The 18,477-nt window shown below is 62.7% G+C and carries 14 protein-coding genes; 7 read left to right on the forward strand and 7 right to left on the reverse strand.

Annotation, left to right across the window (positions count from 1 at the left end; translation table 11 throughout):
• Window position 1 precedes the first annotated feature (1 nt).
• Window positions 2-2,569: a leucine--tRNA ligase gene (gene leuS / locus ACIX9_RS10560; protein WP_013580477.1), complete on the reverse strand. Its 2,568-nt coding sequence runs from the start codon at window positions 2,567-2,569 to the stop codon at window positions 2-4.
• Window positions 2,570-2,631: 62 nt separating this feature from the next.
• Between leuS and ACIX9_RS10565 the strand changes: the two genes are divergently transcribed.
• On the forward strand, window positions 2,632-3,924 hold the full coding sequence (locus tag ACIX9_RS10565; protein WP_041597667.1) for a D-arabinono-1,4-lactone oxidase: 1,293 nt from the start codon (window positions 2,632-2,634) through the stop codon (window positions 3,922-3,924).
• Between the two features lie 48 nt (window positions 3,925-3,972).
• On the opposite strand, the gene ACIX9_RS10570 is transcribed toward ACIX9_RS10565, so the two are convergent.
• Window positions 3,973-4,764, reverse strand: coding sequence for a hypothetical protein (locus ACIX9_RS10570; RefSeq protein WP_157477477.1), 792 nt, complete (start codon window positions 4,762-4,764; stop codon window positions 3,973-3,975).
• A 53-nt stretch (window positions 4,765-4,817) separates the two neighbouring features.
• Complete coding sequence (locus ACIX9_RS10575; protein ID WP_013580480.1) at window positions 4,818-5,684, reverse strand: deoxyribonuclease IV; 867 nt, start codon at window positions 5,682-5,684, stop codon at window positions 4,818-4,820.
• Window positions 5,685-5,852: 168 nt separating this feature from the next.
• Between ACIX9_RS10575 and ACIX9_RS10580 the strand changes: the two genes are divergently transcribed.
• Both ACIX9_RS10580 and ACIX9_RS10585 read left to right on the forward strand, forming a co-directional pair.
• Window positions 5,853-6,149: a hypothetical protein gene (locus ACIX9_RS10580; RefSeq protein ID WP_013580481.1), complete on the forward strand. Its 297-nt coding sequence runs from the start codon at window positions 5,853-5,855 to the stop codon at window positions 6,147-6,149.
• 65 nt (window positions 6,150-6,214) lie between these two features.
• A complete protein-coding gene (locus tag ACIX9_RS10585) occupies window positions 6,215-6,655 on the forward strand; it encodes a DUF6526 family protein (protein ID WP_013580482.1) in 441 nt (146 codons plus the stop codon).
• A 74-nt stretch (window positions 6,656-6,729) separates the two neighbouring features.
• Here the strand turns inward: ACIX9_RS10585 and ACIX9_RS10590 are convergent, their stop codons facing one another.
• A complete protein-coding gene (locus ACIX9_RS10590; RefSeq protein ID WP_013580483.1) occupies window positions 6,730-7,914 on the reverse strand; it encodes a diflavin oxidoreductase in 1,185 nt (394 codons plus the stop codon).
• A 9-nt stretch (window positions 7,915-7,923) separates the two neighbouring features.
• Window positions 7,924-9,303, reverse strand: coding sequence for an APC family permease (locus tag ACIX9_RS10595; RefSeq protein ID WP_013580484.1), 1,380 nt, complete (start codon window positions 9,301-9,303; stop codon window positions 7,924-7,926).
• A gap of 177 nt (window positions 9,304-9,480) precedes the next feature.
• Here ACIX9_RS10595 and ACIX9_RS10600 point away from each other — a divergent pair, with 177 nt between their 5' ends.
• The 4 genes from ACIX9_RS10600 (at window position 9,481) to ligD (ending at window position 16,981) form a co-directional block, all read left to right on the forward strand.
• Window positions 9,481-12,294 carry a PIG-L family deacetylase gene (locus ACIX9_RS10600; protein WP_198152081.1) on the forward strand — a complete coding sequence of 938 codons (2,814 nt, stop codon included), beginning with the start codon at window positions 9,481-9,483 and terminating at the stop codon, window positions 12,292-12,294.
• Window positions 12,281-13,072, forward strand: coding sequence for a 2-keto-4-pentenoate hydratase (locus ACIX9_RS10605; RefSeq protein ID WP_013580486.1), 792 nt, complete (start codon window positions 12,281-12,283; stop codon window positions 13,070-13,072). Before ACIX9_RS10600 ends, ACIX9_RS10605 begins: the two co-directional genes overlap by 14 nt.
• Window positions 13,073-13,146: 74 nt before the next feature.
• On the forward strand, window positions 13,147-14,151 hold the full coding sequence (gene ku, locus ACIX9_RS10610) for a non-homologous end joining protein Ku (RefSeq protein ID WP_013580487.1): 1,005 nt from the start codon (window positions 13,147-13,149) through the stop codon (window positions 14,149-14,151).
• Window positions 14,152-14,236: 85 nt separating this feature from the next.
• The gene (ligD, locus tag ACIX9_RS10615; protein ID WP_013580488.1) at window positions 14,237-16,981 is read left to right on the forward strand and encodes a DNA ligase D; all 2,745 of its coding nucleotides are present in this window, start codon (window positions 14,237-14,239) and stop codon (window positions 16,979-16,981) included.
• On the opposite strand, the gene ACIX9_RS10620 is transcribed toward ligD, so the two are convergent.
• A complete protein-coding gene (locus ACIX9_RS10620) occupies window positions 16,978-17,709 on the reverse strand; it encodes a PIG-L deacetylase family protein (protein WP_157477479.1) in 732 nt (243 codons plus the stop codon). The genes ligD and ACIX9_RS10620 overlap by 4 nt on opposite strands.
• The gene (locus tag ACIX9_RS10625) at window positions 17,700-18,443 is read right to left on the reverse strand and encodes a ribonuclease HII (protein WP_013580490.1); all 744 of its coding nucleotides are present in this window, start codon (window positions 18,441-18,443) and stop codon (window positions 17,700-17,702) included. The genes ACIX9_RS10620 and ACIX9_RS10625 overlap by 10 nt, the downstream gene beginning before the upstream one ends.
• Window positions 18,444-18,477: the final 34 nt, after the last annotated feature.

Genomic DNA, 18,477 nt, shown 5'->3' on the forward strand with positions numbered 1-18,477 from the left:
GCTATTTCACCACGAGGTTGACGAGCTTGCCGGGGACGTAGACGACCTTCACGATGGTCTTGCCTGCGATGCGGGCTGCGACCTTTTCGTCCAGGAGTGCGGCGGCTTTGACCTCTTCGTCCGTGCTTTCTGAGGGCAGCTTGATGACGTTGGCGAGCTTGCCGTTGACCTGGACGGGGATGGAGATCTCATCCTCACGGGCCAGGGCTGCGTCGGACTCCGGCCAGGGGTGGCGGAAGACGATTCCCTGCTCGCCAAGCGTCTCCCAGAGCTCTGCCGCAAGGAAGGGCGCGAAGGGGGCGATCATCTGGATCAGCGAGCGCAGGGTCGACTTGACCGTGGCTGCGGTGACCTGGCCTGCGTCGATGGCGGCTTCGTTGGCGGTGATCTCGTTGACCAGGATCATGATGGACGAGATGGAGGTGTTGAAGTGCCAGCGTCCGCTGAAGTCGTGGGTGACCTTGGCGATGGTCTGGTGCAGCTTGCGCAGGAGCGCGGCGTCTGCCGGGCCTGCTTCACCGCCCTCAAGCTGAGCGAACTTGGTCGTCAGGCGGAAGATCTTGCCGAGGAAGCGGCTGATGCCGGCGACGCCTTCCTCCTGCCAGTCGAGGTCGCGGTCAGGGGGAGCGGCGAAGAGGGCGTACATGCGGGTGGCGTCCGCGCCGTAGCGGTCGATCATGAGGTCCGGGCTGACGACGTTGCCCTTGGACTTGGACATCTTGGCGCCGTCCTTGATGACCATGCCCTGGGTGAAGAGGCGCTCGGCGGGCTCATCGTTGACGATGAGGCCGAGGTCGCGCATGACCTTGGTCCAGAAGCGCGAGTAGATGAGGTGCAGGATGGCGTGCTCGACGCCGCCGATGTACTGGTCGATGGGGAACCAGTAGTTGACCTTGGCGGAGTCGAAGGGGGCGGTGTCGTTGTGGGGGTCGGTGTAGCGGTAGAAGTACCAGCTTGAATCGACGAAGGTGTCCATGGTGTCGGTCTCGCGACGCGCGGGTCCGCCACATTTGGGGCAGGTGGTGTTGACGAACTCCGGCACGCGGCCGAGGGGCGAGCCGCCCTCCTGGGTGATGGCGATCTGCTCCGGGAGGAGGATGGGAAGCTGCGATTCAGGTACAGGGATGGGTTCATCTGCGCCGCAGGCCTCGCAGTAGACCATAGGGATGGGGGTGCCCCAGTAACGCTGGCGGCTGACGCCCCAGTCCTTGAGGCGATAGGTGACGGTCTTCGACCCGAAGCTGCCTGTTTCCACGAAGGCGGCCATCTTGTCCTGGGCTTCGAGACAGGCCTCGCCGGACCACTCGCCGGAGTCGATGAGGACGGCTTCTTCTTCGGCGAGGTATGGCAGAGGGAGGTCGTCGGTGTCGAGATTGGGGGCGATGACGCGCTTGATGGGCAGGTTGTACTTGGTGGCGAACTCGAAGTCGCGCTCATCGTGCGCGGGCACGCTCATGATGGCGCCAGTGCCGTAGTCGGCCAGGATGTAGTTGGCGACCCAGATGGGAACGCGCTCGCCGTTGAAGGGATTGACGGCGAAGCGGCCGGTGGGAACGCCGTGCTTTTCGATTGCGCCAAGCTCATCCGTCTCGCGGGCCTTCTGCTGCTGGAGCAGGAGGGCTTCGATCTCTTCGGCGAGCCTGGGGTCCTCGGCGGCGAAGGCCTTGGCGACCGCGTGCTCCGGGGCGAGTTGGATGGAGGTCGCGCCGAAGATGGTGTCGACGCGCGTGGTGAAGACGGTGATCTTCGATCCGTTGCTGGCAGACGCGGGCGCGTTGGCGACCATGAAGTCGACGTTGGTGCCTTCACTGCGGCCAATCCAGTTGCGCTGCATGGTGCGGACTTTTTCCGGCCAGCCTTCGAGCTTGTCGAGGCCGGTGAGGAGTTCGTCCGCGTACTTGGTGATGCGGAGGAACCACTGGGTGAGGTCGCGCTGCTCGACGACGGTCTCGTCATGACGCCAGCAACGGCCTTGGATGACCTGCTCGTTGGCGAGGACGGTGGCGCACTGCGGGCACCAGTTGACCTTGCTCTTCTTGCGGTAGGCCAGGCCGCGCTCAAACATCTTGAGGAAGAGCCACTGGTTCCAGCGGTAGTAGTCGGGGAGGCAGGTGGTGACCTCTTTGGACCAGTCAAAGCCCATGCCGAGGCGCTGGAACTGCTTCTTCATGGAGGCGATGTTGGAGAGCGTCCACTCACGCGGGGGCACGTTGTTCTTGAGAGCGGCGTTCTCCGCCGGCAGCCCGAAGGCGTCCCAGCCCATGGGGTGCAGGACGTTGTGGCCACGCATCCACATGAAACGCGCGAGCGCGTCGCCGATGGCGTAGTTGCGGACGTGGCCGATGTGAAGGGCACCGCTGGGGTACGGGAGCATCTCCAGGCAGTAGTACTTGGGTTTGCCGGAGTCGTGGGCGTCGGCGGCGTAGAGGCTGGGGTCAGCGTCCCAGCGGGCCTGCCATTTGGGCTCGATCTCAGCCGGCGTGTAGCGCTGCGGCTGGTTCGGCTCTGCGGAGGCGGCGTCAGACTGGGGCGAATTTCCTGCGTTTTCAGGCAAAGATATATCAGACATACTCCCTTGATTGTACCCGCCTGGATGGACCTGACATGTCTGTGAACTATCCTTGGGGGATCATGTCGACCGATCAGACTGCCGCCAGTAAGACCGCTTCACGTATGAACTGGGGAGGCAACTACGCCTTCCAGGCCGCCACGCTGCATGAGCCGGGGACGGTGGATGAGGTAAGGGAGATCGTCGCCAGGGCCGCCAAGGTGAAGGCGCTGGGGAGTGCGCACTCGTTCAACAGCATTGCGGATACGGACGGGACGCAGGTTTCTCTCGCAAGGCTGAAGTCTATGGAGCTGAATGTTGCGGAGAAGACCGTCACGGTGGGGAGCGGCATCATCTACGCGCAGCTTGCGCCGTACCTGCATGAGCGTGGATTTGCGGTGCATAACCTGGCTTCCCTGCCGCATATTTCCGTGGTGGGCGCTTGCCTGACGGCGACGCATGGCTCCGGCAGCGGGAACGGTTGCCTTTCGACCGCGGTGTCCGGGTTTGAGTTTGTGGCGGCCGATGGCTCGCTGCAGACGCTCTCACGGGCTAAGGATGGCGAGCTCTTTGCCGGGGCGGTGGTGAATCTGGGCGGCCTGGGGATCATCACAAGCGTGACGCTGGAGGTGCAGCCGGCGTTTGAGGTCGCGCAGTCTGTCTATGAGGGTCTTGCGCTGAGCCAACTGGAGAAGCATCTTGAGGAGATCTTCCTCAGCGGATACAGCGTGAGCCTGTTTACGGACTGGCAGGAGCAGCGGATACGGCAGGTCTGGGTGAAGCGGCGCGTCGAGTCTGGGGTTCCGCCTGTGTTTGCGCCGGAATTGTTTGGGGCTACGCTGGCGACGAAGACGCTGCATCCGTTGCCGAACGGCTCAACCGAGAACCGCACGGTGCAGTTGGGGATTCCGGGGCCGTCGTTTGAGCGGCTGCCGCACTTCCGGCCAGACCTCACGCCCAGCAACGGCGAGGAGTTGCAGACGGAGTACTTCGTCCCACTCGACCGCGGATATGAGGCAATTATGGCCGTGGAGGAGTTGCGCGACCGCATCACGCCGCACCTGTTCATCTCTGAGCTGCGGACGGTGGCAGCGGATGACCTCTGGATGAGCATGGCCTATCGGCGGCCTTCCCTGGCGCTGCACTTTACCTGGAAACGGAACTGGGAGGGCGTACGTGAGGTGTTGCCGCTGATCGAGGCGAAGCTTGCGCCCTTTGCCGCAAGACCGCACTGGGCGAAGCTCTTCACCGTGCCGCCCGCGCAGGTACAGCAGCTCTATCCCCGGATGTACGACTTCAAGGCGTTGCTGGCCAAGTACGATCCGCAGGGCAAGTTTCGCAATGCGTTTCTGGATACCAATGTCTTCGACCTCTGATCTGGCGACAACTTCAGCCAAGCTAAGCCCACACCGGGCATCCCTTGCCTAGTGTGCCAGTCCGCCAAGACCAAGCGAGCGCTCCTCCACCTTGTAGTCTGCGGGTATAGTGAATAACGCCGCCGCTGGCTCACCACGCTTCACTTCCGTCACTACGGCTGTCATCTTCCCAAGACGCGGATCATCGGTTGTGCTGCTCAAAATAATCTTCAATTCAGGCGACGTCCACGTCTCGGTCACCACCTTGATCTCGCGATCATTTCCCATACGTCCTGCTGGAATCACCATGGTGCGTCGTCTACCTTCTACAACGACTCCGGCGATAGCCTGCGCTCCCAAATCCTCCATGCCTGGCTGTGCCTGATGCTCCTTGCGCGCTGCCTCGGCCTTCGCGCGAGCCTCCGCTCCTCTCGCCTCTTCTTCCTGCGTCAAGACCTTCCGCTGCGGCAGATGATTCACATGGGCAATCTTCATCCTCGGCATCAGGATCGTCGAAGTTCTGTTGAGCGGGTCCATGATGAAGATCGATGTCAACTCCGGCTTGCCGTCCTTGATCAGGCTCGTCTCACGCCGCTCACGCCCTTCGGAGTCGCGCATAATCCGCTCCTCGTGGGTGTTGTCGATTTTCGTCCCATCCGCCAGCATCCTTTGCGACGTGAACGTCTCGACGAGACTGTACGGTAGCCCTTTAACGCTGTGGTCGCTGAGGCCGCCATGGCCCGCCTCTGCCAGAAGAATCCCACCACCGTTCCCGAGCGTGCTCTGTGCGAGACCGTTCTCGCCACCCATCAAGACCGCCGCCAATGCTACAAAAGACAGGCAGGAACCACGCATCTTCAATCCTCCGCGCCACGCTCCCATTCTGCGTGACGCTGCCCATCAAGACAAGCAAATTATCCCGCCGCGAGCGTTCTGAGCACGCCGACGTTACGCGCCTCATCTCCTGGTGCGTCCACGGGCGTCTCCGCGATGAAGACCGCGCCCGCAAAGCGCTGATCGTGCAGCAGGCGCCGGAAGGCTTCGGCTCCGATCGTGCCTTCGCCGATATGCTCGTGGCGGTCGAGCTTCGAGCCCATGGCAGCCTTGGCGTCGTTGCAGTGCCAGACCTTGACGGCTTCAAAGCCGATGGTCTGCTCCACCGTCTGCATGGTCTCCGCATAACCCTCCGGCGTGACGATGTCGTAGCCCGCGACGTGGACGTGGCAGGTATCGAGGCAGACGCCGACGGGCGCGCAGGGCTTGAGGGTTTCGACGAGCTCCGCGACCTGCTCCAGCTTGCCGCCGAGCGAGAACTCCGCGCCGGCGGTGTTCTCAATGAGGATGCGGAAGTCCTTGCCGGTGAAGTCGATGCCGTCGACCGCTTCGACGATGGAGGCGGCGGCGAGGCGGAGGCCTTCGTCGCGGGTGAGGCCCTTCCAGCTTCCGGGATGGAGGACCAGGTACTCGGCACCCCAGGCGAGAGCGCGTTCTACTTCACCGCGGAAGGCAGCAGTGGAGTTGATGCGGACGGTTTCGGTCTGGCTGCACAGGTTGATGAGGTAGCTGGCATGGATGGCGACGGGGCCGATATCGTTGGCGGCGCGCAGCTCGCGCATCTTTGCGGCCTCTTCCGGTTTGACCGCGTTGGCCTTCCAGGTCCGGGGACTGGAGGAGAAGAACTGGAAGGTGTTCGCGCCCGCCTCCACTGCCCTGTTCACTGCCGTCCAACAACCGCCTGACGTTCCAAGATGCACACCGATTCGCTTCTTTGCCTGAGCCATCTCTCAAGGGTATCGCGAACCTGTGCGTCACGTTTTCCCACACGAAAGATGTATCGCACGGATGCAAGCGGATGCCGATGAAAAGCCTGACGAAGGTAATAACCCGCTCTGGGAATGGCGCGAGTGACGGTTGTTTCCTAAGCTGATGACGTACCCCCGGAGGCTCCGATGCTCAACTCGCTTACCACCTCAGCGCACAACAGTCTGCCTTCCAACCAGGTCTCGCGGCTCCTTACGGGCGCGCTGCTGCTGGCGGCTGCGGCGATGGCTACGGGCTGCAACGCGGATGAGGCGGCGATGCATGCGGATCTTTCGGGCTATCTTGGGCACTCTCACACCTGGCTGGACGCGGCCGATTCCACGAAGGCAGACCTCAGCCTGCTGTCGTCACACCATCACGCGCACAGCCGCGAACTATCCCGTGCAGAGCTTGCTCCACGCCACATCAGCAATCGGGTTCTTTAACCTCTGAGGTTTGCCCGAGACGAAAGTGCTATGCTGAGCGTCCACCCTTCAGGAGCTCAACATCCATGGCAGCCGAACAGAGCTTTAAGAGCCATACCGCGCTCGACCCCATCACGCACTTCACCTTATTGCCACTGGGCCTGATCGCTTTAGGGCTTTCTCTCTACCTGATCCGCCACGACTGGCCGCTTCACCGGCTGGATCATCTTTGGATGATTCTGGCATCGATGGGGCTGATTCTTCTGAACCTCAAGTCGCGGATGTACCCGCTTGCGGTTCAGGATCGCGTCATTCGTCTGGAAGGGCGTCTGCGGCTGCATGAGCTTATGCCGGAGGAACACCACTCCATCGCGGACCAGCTCACGACACGGCAGTTTGTCGCGCTGCGGTTTGCGTGCGATGCGGAGCTTCCGGCGCTCGCGCGGAAGGCCGTGGCTGAAAATCTGGACGGCAAGACCATCAAGCAGAACATCGGCACGTGGCGGCCGGACTATAACCGCATTTAGGAACGGGAACCGGATTTAGAAATACGAACGGGAGCAGCCTCGGCTGCTCCCGTTCTTTGTTTGCTGCGAAGAATTTAGTACACGTCCAACTGATAGCGCTTCTGCTTCTTCATCGTGGCCAGGTACTCTTCGGCGTGCTCCAGCGTGCCGTTCGAGCCCTTGGCGATGGCGTCGAGCAGAGCGGTATGGACGTCCTTGGCCATACGGGTCGCGTCGCCGCAGACGTAGAAGTAGGCTCCGCGCTCAAGCCACGCGTAGACCTCAGCCGCGTGCTCTTCGATGCGGTCCTGCACGTAGATCTTCTTGGCCTGGTCGCGGGAGAAGGCGGTCTCCAGACGGGTCAGGACGCCGTCCTTGTGCATACCCTCAAACTGCTCCTGGTAGAGGAAGTCGAGCGCACGGCGCTGCTCGCCGAAGAAGAGCCAGTTGTCACCGGTCTCGCCCTTGGCCTGACGCTCCTCAAGGAAGGCACGGAAGGGCGCGACGCCGGTTCCGGGGCCGACCATGATGACGGGCTTAGAGGAGTCCTCCGGCAGGCGGAAGTTGCCGTTGGCATGGAGGAAGATGGGCATGGTGCCACCGACGGGGGCGCGCTCGCCCAGGTGGCCGCTGGCCAGGCCCTGGCGGCTGCGGCCATGTGCGTCGTAACGGACGACGCGCACGGTGGTCTGCACGTTATCCGCATGGAGCGCCTGGCTGGAGGCGATGGAGTACATGCGCGGCGTCAGACGGGCGAGGATCTGAAATAACTGCTGAGGCTGCGTGATGATGCCAGGGAAATCCTTGACGAGATCGATGAACTCGCGGCCGTAGCAGTACTCCTCCGCGCGAGCCTTGTTGTCCGCGCCGGCCATGGCCTTCAGGCCAGCGTTCTCCGGGGCGAGCTTGACCATCTGCGTGATGCGTCCGCGCTCCAGCTTGCCGATGGCGAGGCGGGTGCGAAGGGCTTCGTCGAGGTCGATCTCAACCTTGTAGTGATCGAGTACGCGCTCAGAGCCAGTGAAGCCCAGGGCCTGCAGCATCTCGTCCACGACCTCACGGCGGTTCTCAGGGAGGATGCCGACGGCGTCGCCGGGGGTGTAGGTCATGCCGTCTTCAAGCGACAGCTCGACGTGGCGGGTCTCCTTCTCGGAGCCCTCAGCCGTCAGAAGCTCATTGACCAGGACGTTGGACTGGTAGGGATTGTTGCGCGTGTACTTGGGCGCGTGGGCAGCCGGGGCGGCAGCAGATTCGGTGGTAGCTTCCAGTGTTTCGCTCATCTGTCTATCTTAAACTGATTCGGACCATTTTGGTCTATTTTCTGGACGACTTTCAGATCTGCGAAAGCGCCGGATGAAGTAGAACAGAGCTCCCAGCGCGACGACGGCCAGTGCCTCGCCCAGTTCCCGGTAGAACATGGGGCGAGCCAGGAGGATATAGCCGAAACCCGCCAGCGCCAGGACCGGAGGCAATGGATAGAGCCACATGCGGAAGGGTCTGGGCAGATCCGGGCGGCGCTTGCGCAGGACCATCACCCCCACATGCTGCAGCAGAAACTGCACCACGATGCGCAGCACGACCAGCGCCGCAATGACCTCTTTGAGCGAGAAGAAGCAGAAGACCATCGCCGCGCCTCCGAGGTAGAGCAGCGAGACGTATGGAAAGCCGTGCCGTGCGTGCAACTGGCCGAAGATGCGGAAGAAGTTGCCATCGCGCGCTGCTGCAAAGGGGATGCGCGAGTAACCCAGCAACAGGGAAAAGACGCTGGCAAACGCCGTAATCATCACCAGACCGGCGGCGACTCGGCCCAGCACCATGCCCAGGTGGCCTCCGTACGCTGTTTGCATGAAGAAGGCGACGAGCGCCTGGCGTGCGCCGAGTTCGGTCTCACCGACGAGGGGCTGCCAGGGCATGACCGTCAGGATCGCCACATTCAGCAGCAGGTACAGCCCCGCCACTGCGCCGATGGAGATCAGGATGGCACGTGGGATCGTCCGCGCGGGGTCCTTGACCTCCGCGCCCAGGAAGGTCACGTTGTAGTAGCCCCAGAAGTCATAGGTGGCGATGAGCATCGCCGAAGCCAGGCCGGAGAAGAATGAGGGCGTCAGGTGGAAGGCTCCGGGGGCAAAGCTAAAGGCCCGGCCCAGATGGCCGTAGAGGCTGGCTGTAACCAGAATCCAGCCGATGGTCGCGATGACCGCTGTCCACAGCACGTAGGAGATCCATTTGAGGTTGGCCAGCCGCCGGTAGAGCAGGACCAAGGCCAGCGCAACGCAGGCGATGGCGACCAGCGTTCCCGGCCCTGCGCTGACTCGTCCCCAGGCCCACCAATGGCCTCCCAACGAGGGCGCGAGGAATGCCGCGTACTGCGAGAGGCCGATGCAGCCGCTCGCGACCGAGAGCGGTGCGGAAAAGATGAGCTGAAAGACGAAGAGGAATGCCAGGAAGCGGCCGAGTTCGCCGGGAAACATCGTCCGCAGAAAGCGATACGAGCCGCCCGCCTCCGGCATGGCCGCGCCAAGCTCCGCCCAGACCAGCCCGTCGCAGACCGCCAGCAGCGCGCCAAAGATCCAACCCAGCATCGCCTGAGGGCCGCCCATGGCGCTGAGCAGGATGGGCAACGTGATGAACGGGCCGACGCCGATCATGTCCAGCATGTTGATCGCCACGGCTGGCCGAAGAGTCAGCGTCCGTTCGAGTTGTTGGTTTTCTTCGATACGAAGAGTCTACCTTTCCTGCTCCAGCGATCTCTGAATCGCAATTGGCTACGCCTTTCTCTAACGCGATATGAGAGATTGGTGCTAATGACACTCGGACGCCGGACCCGAAGCCTCGCCCTTTTGCTTGTGCCCTCGCTTGCCTTCGCGCAGCAAAACCCCCAGGCCAAAGACCCGGCCAACCTGATGGGCGAACGGACCTCAGCGCCTGCCCACGCGGACACGCTCGAGATCAATCACGGCGCTCCGGCGCTGGAGCAACTGCTGAAGAAGCTGCGCACGCGGGCCTCGCTGATGATGATCGTCGCGCACCCGGACGATGAGGACGGCGGGATGCTGACGTATGAGTCGCGCGGTCAGGGAGCGCGTGTGGCCATGCTGACGCTGACGCGTGGTGAAGGTGGGCAGAACCTGATGTCGGCCGACTTCAACGATGCGCTCGGCCTGATCCGCACGCAGGAGCTGCTTGCGGCTGACCGCTACCTGGGCGTCGACCAGATGTTCGGTACGGAGGTTGATTTCGGCTTCTCGAAGACCAAGGAAGAGACCCTTGCGCAATGGACGCATGAGCGCGTGCTTTACGACGCTGTCCGCGCCGTGAGGCTCTACCGTCCGCTGGTGCTGGCCTCCGTCTTCGTCGGTGGGCCGACCGACGGACACGGCCACCATCAGACCTCCGGCGAGATATGCCAGGAGGTCTTCACCGCCGCGGCCGATCCCAAGGTCTTCCCGGAGATGGGCCTGCCGCCGTGGGCGCCGCTGAAGGTTTACGCGCGTGTCCCCTTTTCCCGCGTGACCAAGGACGGCATGTTCGACTACGCCACCGGCAGGACCATCCCGCCGCTCTTCCACAACTACGTCACCAACACGGACAGCACCGGCGAGCCGGTCGCCACGGTGGAGATTCCTGAGGGCGAAAAGTCCACGCTGCTGGGTATGCACGGCGACTCCTACGTCCAGTTCGCACGCAAGGGGCTCGCGCTGCAGAAGACGCAGATTGGCGAAGGCGTACGGACTGCTCCAGCCGGCGCGCTGAGTAGCGGCTACTCGCTGAAGGCGAGCCGGACCGGCTCTTCTTCCGCGCAGGAGAAGTCTTTCTTTGACGGCGTCGATACCACCTTGACCGGCATCGCGAACCTTGCGCCAGCCGCGCCCGCAAGCCTCCGCACCACGCTCGCCTCCATTGATAAACAGGTCGCGGACGCAGAGAGCATCTTCACGCCGGAGAACATCGAGCTGACCGCGCCTCCGCTACGCGATGCTCTACGCTCGCTCGACACCCTTCTCGCCGAGATGAAGGCAGCTTCCCTGCCCGAGGAGCAGAAGTACGATCTTCTCCACGAACTCCGGACCAAGCGCGTGCAGCTCAACCAGGCTCTCGTCCTCGCTCATCACCTGTCCGTGAGCGCGACCCTTGCCGACCCCAAGGCTGGACCGGAGGTGCTCTCCACCCTGACCTCGCTTGCCGTAAAGATCAAGCTGGACAACAAGAGCGCGAACTCGTACCGGATCGCCGGAATCCACCTCACGGCGAACACGGCTGGGCAAGGCATCGGCCAGGCCGATCTGGGCGCGATCCAGCCGCGCACCACGCGCGAGCTTCCCATCCGGCTGCCGTATCTTGCGGGTCTCGTCCCCACACGACCTTACTTCTCCCGACCGAATCTGGAGCAGCCCTTCTACAACGTCAAAGACGCTAACCTCCGTAATGCGCCGGCGACCCCGTATCCCATCTCGGCTGGCGTCCAGTTTGACGATCAGGGCGTGCGGCTTGATCTCGAAACTGTCGTGCAGGCCACTGACGATGCAAAGGGCCCGCAACCGGTCGTCATCGTTCCGCCGGTCACGGTCTCGCTCTCCAGCGCCTCCGGCATCGTGCCGCTTGATATGCCGTCGTTCCCCCTGGAGACCCGGCTGCGCGTCAACGCCACCGATCCTGCCGCATGCCACCCTGTGGCGAAGGACCTTCCAAAGCAGGTTGCGAAGCTGAGCATCCGGCTTTCCAACGACTGGCTCGTCGCGCCCGGTATTCAGGACTTCGATCCGCATTGTGCCGTCGACAAGAGCTACGCCTTCACCATCTCGCCGCCGCACAGGCCGGAGGATGGAACGATCGTCAAAGCGCAGGCCGTCGCCCGCTCCGCGGCTTATAACTACACGGAGTCCTTCCGCGCTGTCGGCTACGCCGGCCTGACCCCGACCAACTTCTACACGCCCGCCATCGATAAGGTCACCGCCGTCGACGTCAAGACGGCACCTAACCTCAAAGTCGCCTATTTGCCAGGGACCGGGGACTCGGTTGCGGAGTTTCTGCCGGATCTTGGCATCACGCCGACGATGCTCACCGTTGCAGATCTGACGGCACAGAAGCTCGCAAGCTTCGACGCGGTTATCCTCGGCGTGCGCGCTTACTCCGCTCACCCGGAGCTTGCAGGCGCAGGGTCCAAGCCGCTGCTGGACTTCGCCGCGAATGGCGGAATCGTGCTGGTTCAGTACAACAGTGGTGGCAGCTCCGGCCACGCGGCACCCTATCCGTTTGATCTGCCTGGCGACTCGGCTCATAACGTTGTCGTAGAAGCCCAGCCCGTCACCTTTCTCGCGCCTGAATCGCCCGCTCTCAACTGGCCCAACAAGCTGACCTCGGCTGACTTCGAGCATTGGGTAGAGGAGTGGGGACACGGCTTTGCCTCCACGTGGGACTCTCACTATGAGGCTCTGCTGGAGGTTCATGATCCTGACCAGGACCCGCAGAAGGGCGGCCTGCTGCTGGCACGCACCGGCAAGGGCGCATATATCTACTGCGCGCTCGCGCTGTACCGTTCGCTTCCGGAGGGTGTTCCCGGCGCTTACAGGCTGCTTGCGAACCTTCTCAGCCTCCGCCAGAACCCCGGCTTCGTAACCGACATCAAACCATCAGAGGCCAAACAGAATGACGACGACTAAGCTCTCCGGTCTCTCCGGACCTCGTGAAGCCCAGCTCCTTGAAGCCGTAGATCTGCTGCTCGATGCACGCCGCACCGGCAATCCGATTCAGGACCTTCCGCCAGCCCTGGCTCCGACCACGGAGGCAGAAGCCTTCTGGATTCAGGGTCAGCTTGCCGAGTCCTTTGGCAGCATCGGCGGCTGGAAGATCGGCGCACCCTCGGCCGATGCAACGCCATCCTTCGCGCCGATGCCCCTGGCCTGGATGGCTCCGGGCGGCAGCAAGATCAAGGGACATACCAGCCGATATCGCGGCCTGGAGGCGGAGGTCGCGTTCCTGCTGGGCGATAACCTTCCGCCGCGCGCAACACCCTATAGCCGCAACGAGGTCATCGCGGCCATCGCCTCCTGCCATCCTGCGATCGAGGTCCTTGAGTCAGGAATACTCGATCCCGGCATCGTCCCGACGCTCAACAAGATCGCCGACCTCCAGATCAACGGCGGCTTCATCTACGGGCCGCCCTGCCCGGAGTGGCGCACAGTCGATTTCACCCAGGAGCAGGTCGTGCTCGCGGTGGACGGCAGCGTCCGCGTGGAACGCACGGGCTCAAACACCGCCGGGGATCTTCTGCGCCTGCTTCCCTACCTGGCCAACGAAGGCGCGGCACGCACGGGCGGTCTGCGAGCCGGCCAGTGGATCACTACGGGAAGCTGGACGGGCAACACGCTCGCGACAGCAAGCTCGTCGGTCGACGTCCACTTCTCCACCATTGGCCGGGTGACGACTCGGTTCGAGTAACTACCCAGCTAATACCAGCCTGATAAAGCATCTCCACGGGCCTGCTGCGGAATCAGAACAGCAGAGGCAAAACCATGGCGCGCCCTTACTGGACCGGACAGATCACCATCTCACTCGTCTCTTTTGGCGTGAAGCTCTTCGTCGCAACCGAGGCCAAGGGCGAGATTCACTTTCATCAGATCTCGCGCTCCACCGGTGAGCGCGTCCGCCAGCAGAAGGTGCTCGCCTCCGCGCAGGAAGCCCGTGAATCGGCTCCGGATGACGCTCCCATGGCGGCGTCCAGCATGGTCAAGAAGGATGAGATCGTCAAAGGGTACGAGTACACCAAGGGGCAGTACGTCATTGTGGAGCCGAAGGAACTGAGCGAACTTCGCGTGCCCTCCAAGCACACCATGGAGGTCATCCAGTTCGTGGACGCTGAGGAGATCGACCCGGAGTATTTTGAGAAGCCCTACTTCGTGGTGCCTGAGAACGATGCGCAGGCACCGGCGTTCGCCGTCGTGCGGCAGGCGCTGCGGGACGAGAAGAAGATTGCTCTCTCCAAGATCGCGTTTGGGGGGCGCGAACACGTCGTCGCCATCACGCCCACGCAGGATGACTCGCTGGGCGGCATGATGGCGTACACGATGCGCTACTCGGAGGAGCTGCGCGACCCGAAGGAGTACTTCCGCGATATCAAGAAGCCTGCGGTCGATGAGGACTCGCTGGACCTGGCGAAGCAGCTCATCAAACGTAAGTCCGCGAAGTTCGATCCGGCCAAGTTTGTCGATGGCTATGAGGTCGCGCTGAAAGAGCTCGTGCAGGCCAAGATCGACCATGCGCCGATCCCGAAGGACGAAGCGCCTGCGCCGAAGAAGTCGAACGTCGTGAGCCTGATGGATGCGCTGCGTAAGTCGATCGCGAGCCCTGCGTCGGAGGACACGTCAGACCACGAGGCGCATGAAGAGGCTCCGGCGAAGAAGAAGCCGGCGGCAAAACATGCAGCCGCTCCGGCCAAGGGTATCGCCCTGGTCAAGTCCGGCAAAGCTTTGAAGGCAGCCACGAAGACGGCGAAAGCACCCAAACGCAAGTCGGCCTGATTCAACGGGATACGAGCTAAATCAAATTAGCCATGGTGGTAATTTTCTGCGTCAAACCCAGGTGAGACCCACAAGGATTTCACCCATGCCCGCAGCAAAGAAGACAGCCACCAAAAAGATAGCCGCAAAGAAGTCCGTCGCGAAGAAGAGCGCAAAGAAAGCCGTCAAGAGCAAGGCGTCGCCGTCCGACGCAGTCGATGAGCAGCTTGCGCGTTATCGCTCCATGCGCGACTTTGACGTCACTGCCGAGCCCTCCGGGAAGGCGCAGGAGATCACCCGCGAATCTCTCCCGTTCTGCATCCAGAAGCACGCCGCGTCCCACCTGCACTATGACTTTCGTCTTGGCTGGAATGGTGTGCTGAAGTCCTGGGCCTGCGCCAAGGGACCCAGCTATAACGTCAAGGACAAGCGCCTGGCCGTGCAGGTTGAAGATCACCCCATCGAGTACGGTGGCTTTGAGGGCATCATCCCTGCAGGCCAGTACGGTGGCGGCACCGTCATGCTGTGGGACCAGGGGACCTGGGAGCCGCAGCCCGGCCACACGGACGTCGACGCCGGCCTGCGCGACGGCAACCTGAAGTTCATCATGCATGGCACCAAGATGAAGGGAAAGTGGGCGCTGATCCGCATGGGCGGTCACGCTGCGACGGAGAAGAAACCGAACTGGCTCCTCATCAAGGAACACGACGACTTTGAGCGCGGCCCGGATGACGAGGCCATCACCGACTCCGAGCCCAAGAGCGTCATCACCGGCCGAACCCTTGAAGAGATTGCAAAGAACGAAGATCACGTCTGGAACTCGAAGGAGACCGCCAAGCCTGGGCAGGCCTGGTATCGAAACGACGTTGAGGCAGATAAACCGGTGAAGACTGCCGCTCTGGACCTCGGCTCTCTGCCCGAAGAGCATCAACCTACCTTTCTCAAGCCGCAGTTGGCGCAGGAGACCCAGACGCCTCCCTCAGCAGACGGCTGGCTGCATGAACTGAAGCTCGACGGCTACCGCATGCAGGCCCGCAAGGACGGCAAGAAGGTCCAGATGCTCACCCGCAGTGGGCTGGACTGGACTGACCGTGTGAAGGCCGTGGCCGCTGAGGTGGCGCGCCTGCCCTATGACGCAGTCACCCTGGATGGAGAGGTTGTCGTGGTCGCGGAAAACGGCACCACCAACTTCGCGGACCTGCAGGCCTCGTTTCAGGAAGGTGCGAAGAATCCCCTCACCTACTTCTGCTTCGACCTTCTCCACCTGAACGGGCACAATCCGCGCGGCCTGTCGCTGCTGGAGCGCAAGAAGCTCCTTGCCGAAGTCCTCACCACCGCCGACCGATCCACCCTTCAGTTCAGTGAGCACCTCGAAACCAGCGGTGAGGAGATGTTTCACAAAGCCTGCGAGCTCCATGCCGAGGGTATCGTCTCCAAGAAGGCTACCGCACCCTACACCGAAGGCCGCAATGGGAACTGGCTCAAATCGAAGTGTCTCCATGAGCAGGAGTTTGTCGTCGGCGGCTACACGCTGCCTTCAAAGGGTGGCTCCGGTATTGGTGCGCTGCTACTCGGGTACTACGATGACAAGGCACGGTTCATCTACGCCGGCCGCACCGGCACCGGCTTCACGCAAAAGGGTAGCGTCATCATCCGTAAACGTCTCGAGCCCATCGAGGCCGCATCCTCCCCCTTCAATAACCCTTCCGCCGATGCTCGCCGCGGCGCGATCTGGACCCGTCCCTCCATGGTGGTGCAGGTCCGCTTCGCCACCTGGACCGCGGACGATCAGCTCCGCCAGGCAGCCTTCCTTGGCATCCGCGAAGACAAGCCAGCGTCCGAGGTTCGGCGCGAGACCGCAGCTCCGACACCGAAGTCCGCCAAGTCAGCAACCCAGCCAACCGCCGCCTCACATACCACCAAGCCTCGCGTAGCCGCCAAACTCATCGCTGCTCCTACGATGGAGAAGGCTCCTGTCCGCCTCACGCATCCGGATAAGGTCGTGGACAACGAAACTCACCTCACCAAGCAGCAGCTTGCCGACTTCTACTGGGCCGTGTCCGAGCGCATGCTGCCCCACATCGCCAATCGGCCACTCTCGCTCGTCCGATGTCCTGAGGGGTCCGAGAAGCCCTGCTTCTTCCAGAAGCACACGAACCACATGCTGCCGCCCGGCATCGGTTCGATTGACGTGCCGGACAAGAAGACCGGCACACCCGAGCCTTACATCACGCTCGACACGCGTGAGGCCCTGGCAGGGCTCGCCCAGATGGGCTGCCTCGAGGTTCACCCGTGGGGCTCCTGCAACGATGACCTCGAACGCGCCGACCAGCTTACCATCGACCTCGATCCAGACGAGTTGCTTCCCTGGGAGGTTCTGACTGGTGCCGCTCTCGACGTACGCAAGCGCCTCAAGGACCTGGGCCTGGAGTCCTGGGTCAAGACCACCGGCGGCAAGGGTCTGCACGTCGTCATCCCCATCGAGCCGGAGCTGGAATGGCCGCAGATCAAGCAGTGGTGCCACGGCTTCGTGAACCTGATGGAGCGTGCCGATCCCAAGCTTTATCTGACCAAGATGACCAAGTCGGCCCGCGCCGGCAAGATCTATCTCGACTACCTTCGCAACGAACGTGGGGCTACCGCTGTCGCCCCTTATTCACCCCGCGCACGCAAGGGTGCGGGCGTTGCTGTGCCTCTCGCATGGTCTGAGTTGGACGAGCCCGAGCGCCCCGTCTTCCGCGTCGCAACCTTCCCGGAGTGGGGTGGACGGCTCAAGAAAGATGTCTGGGCGGACCTGCCCAAAACGAAGCAGCGCATCAGCAAGGAAGCTCAGAAAGCCGCAGGCCTCTAACCCTCAAGCCCCGCAAACAAGCTCTCGCCCGCCGTAGCCGCCGCACACCCGCGTTCAGCTACCAGTGTGTAGTACTCAAACGCGCCATGCTCTTCGAACATCGCCCTGGTCCGCTCCATCAGCGGCGCCTGCGAGGCGTGCTGACGGAAGGCCTCCTGCCTTTGCTCCATCGCCGCACGCACGTCCAGCTTCACGGTCCAGGGCAATGGCGCGGGCTCTGGCCGGCCATCCATGAAGAAGTCGGTGGACAGCATGTAGAGGCGCTTTGCCAGGTGTACCGGCCCAAGGCCCTTATAGCGTTTCTCAAGGCCCGCCCAGTGAAAAGCAGCCGAGGTCAACGAAGCCACCATCGTATGATCCGGATGCGTGTTCAACCCGCCATCCAGGCCGAAGGTGACCATCACGTCCGGCTTGTACTCGCGCACCTTGGCCACTAGCCGCCCGGCAGCCTTTGAGAAGTCCGCAAACTCAAGCTGGGCGTCCTGGTAGTCGAGCAGCTCGTACCGCGAGACCCCGAGCACGCGGCATGACGCGGCGAACTCCTCCCGCCGCATCCGTCCCAGGTCTTCACTGGAGCAGGAATCGCCACGATTCGTCGCAGCCTGCCCATCCGTGAGGCAGATCACGTAGGTCTCAATCCCCTGCTGCGCCGCCAGCGCCAGCGCACCGCCAAAGGCAAAGCATTCATCATCCGGGTGGGCCACAATGCACATCAGCTTCAGACCCAAACAGCCCCCCCAAGATCGCCGTCGTCAAACAGAACCTCGCCCGCGTCCATCTCAGCCTCAAGCGCCTCTTCCCGGCTCTTCAGCGCCCTGACCGGCGCGAACGAGTGCCGGTGCAAGGCACATGCGCCATGCTCCAGCAGCGCACGCCTGTGTTCCGGCGTGGCATAACCCTTGTGCGAGGCGAGGCCATACTGCGGATGCACCAGATCAAGCTCCCGCATCAGCCCATCGCGGTGAACCTTGGCCACCACGGATGCGGCTGCGATGGAGAGCGAGAGCGCATCGCCGTAAAACAACTTCGTCTGCGGACAGGGATGCGAAACGACCATCGCGTCGATCAGCAGATGATCCGGCGCAATCGCCAGCCCCTCGACTGCCTGCAGCATGGCAAGCCTCGTCGCCTGATAGATGTTCACGCGGTCGATCGTCTCCGCATCGATCTCTGCCACCGAGACGGCGATCGCCATGCGCCTGATCCGCTTGTCCAGGCTTTCGCGTTCCTCCCGCGTCAGCTGCTTGGAGTCGGTCAAGCCAGCCTTCGCCAGCGACGCCAGCCCCGCGGGCAGGATCACCGCAGCCGCCACCACCGGGCCAAACAACGCACCACGTCCAACCTCATCCACACCCGCAATCGAGCGCGCACCGCGATAGCGCAGCGCCTGCTCCGGCGCGTCAGAGCACACCAACTGCTTGAGCATCTGCTGCTTGGCCGCCGGGGTTCCGAATCGAATCATGGTGACCTGAGTTTATAACGTTGCGACACCCATC

The sequence above is a fragment of the Granulicella tundricola MP5ACTX9 genome (assembly GCF_000178975.2).
GTDB classification, from domain to species: domain Bacteria; phylum Acidobacteriota; class Terriglobia; order Terriglobales; family Acidobacteriaceae; genus Edaphobacter; species Edaphobacter tundricola.

Coding starts and splice junctions, on each gene's coding strand:
- leuS (WP_013580477.1), bottom strand. CDS start 2,569: ATGTCTGATATATCTTTGCCTGAAAACGCAGGAAATTCGCCCCAGTCT.
- ACIX9_RS10565 (WP_041597667.1), top strand. CDS start 2,632: ATGTCGACCGATCAGACTGCCGCCAGTAAGACCGCTTCACGTATGAAC.
- ACIX9_RS10575 (WP_013580480.1), bottom strand. CDS start 5,684: ATGGCTCAGGCAAAGAAGCGAATCGGTGTGCATCTTGGAACGTCAGGC.
- ACIX9_RS10580 (WP_013580481.1), top strand. CDS start 5,853: ATGCTCAACTCGCTTACCACCTCAGCGCACAACAGTCTGCCTTCCAAC.
- ACIX9_RS10585 (WP_013580482.1), top strand. CDS start 6,215: ATGGCAGCCGAACAGAGCTTTAAGAGCCATACCGCGCTCGACCCCATC.
- ACIX9_RS10590 (WP_013580483.1), bottom strand. CDS start 7,914: ATGAGCGAAACACTGGAAGCTACCACCGAATCTGCTGCCGCCCCGGCT.
- ACIX9_RS10605 (WP_013580486.1), top strand. CDS start 12,281: ATGACGACGACTAAGCTCTCCGGTCTCTCCGGACCTCGTGAAGCCCAG.
- ku (WP_013580487.1), top strand. CDS start 13,147: ATGGCGCGCCCTTACTGGACCGGACAGATCACCATCTCACTCGTCTCT.
- ligD (WP_013580488.1), top strand. CDS start 14,237: ATGCCCGCAGCAAAGAAGACAGCCACCAAAAAGATAGCCGCAAAGAAG.
- ACIX9_RS10625 (WP_013580490.1), bottom strand. CDS start 18,443: ATGATTCGATTCGGAACCCCGGCGGCCAAGCAGCAGATGCTCAAGCAG.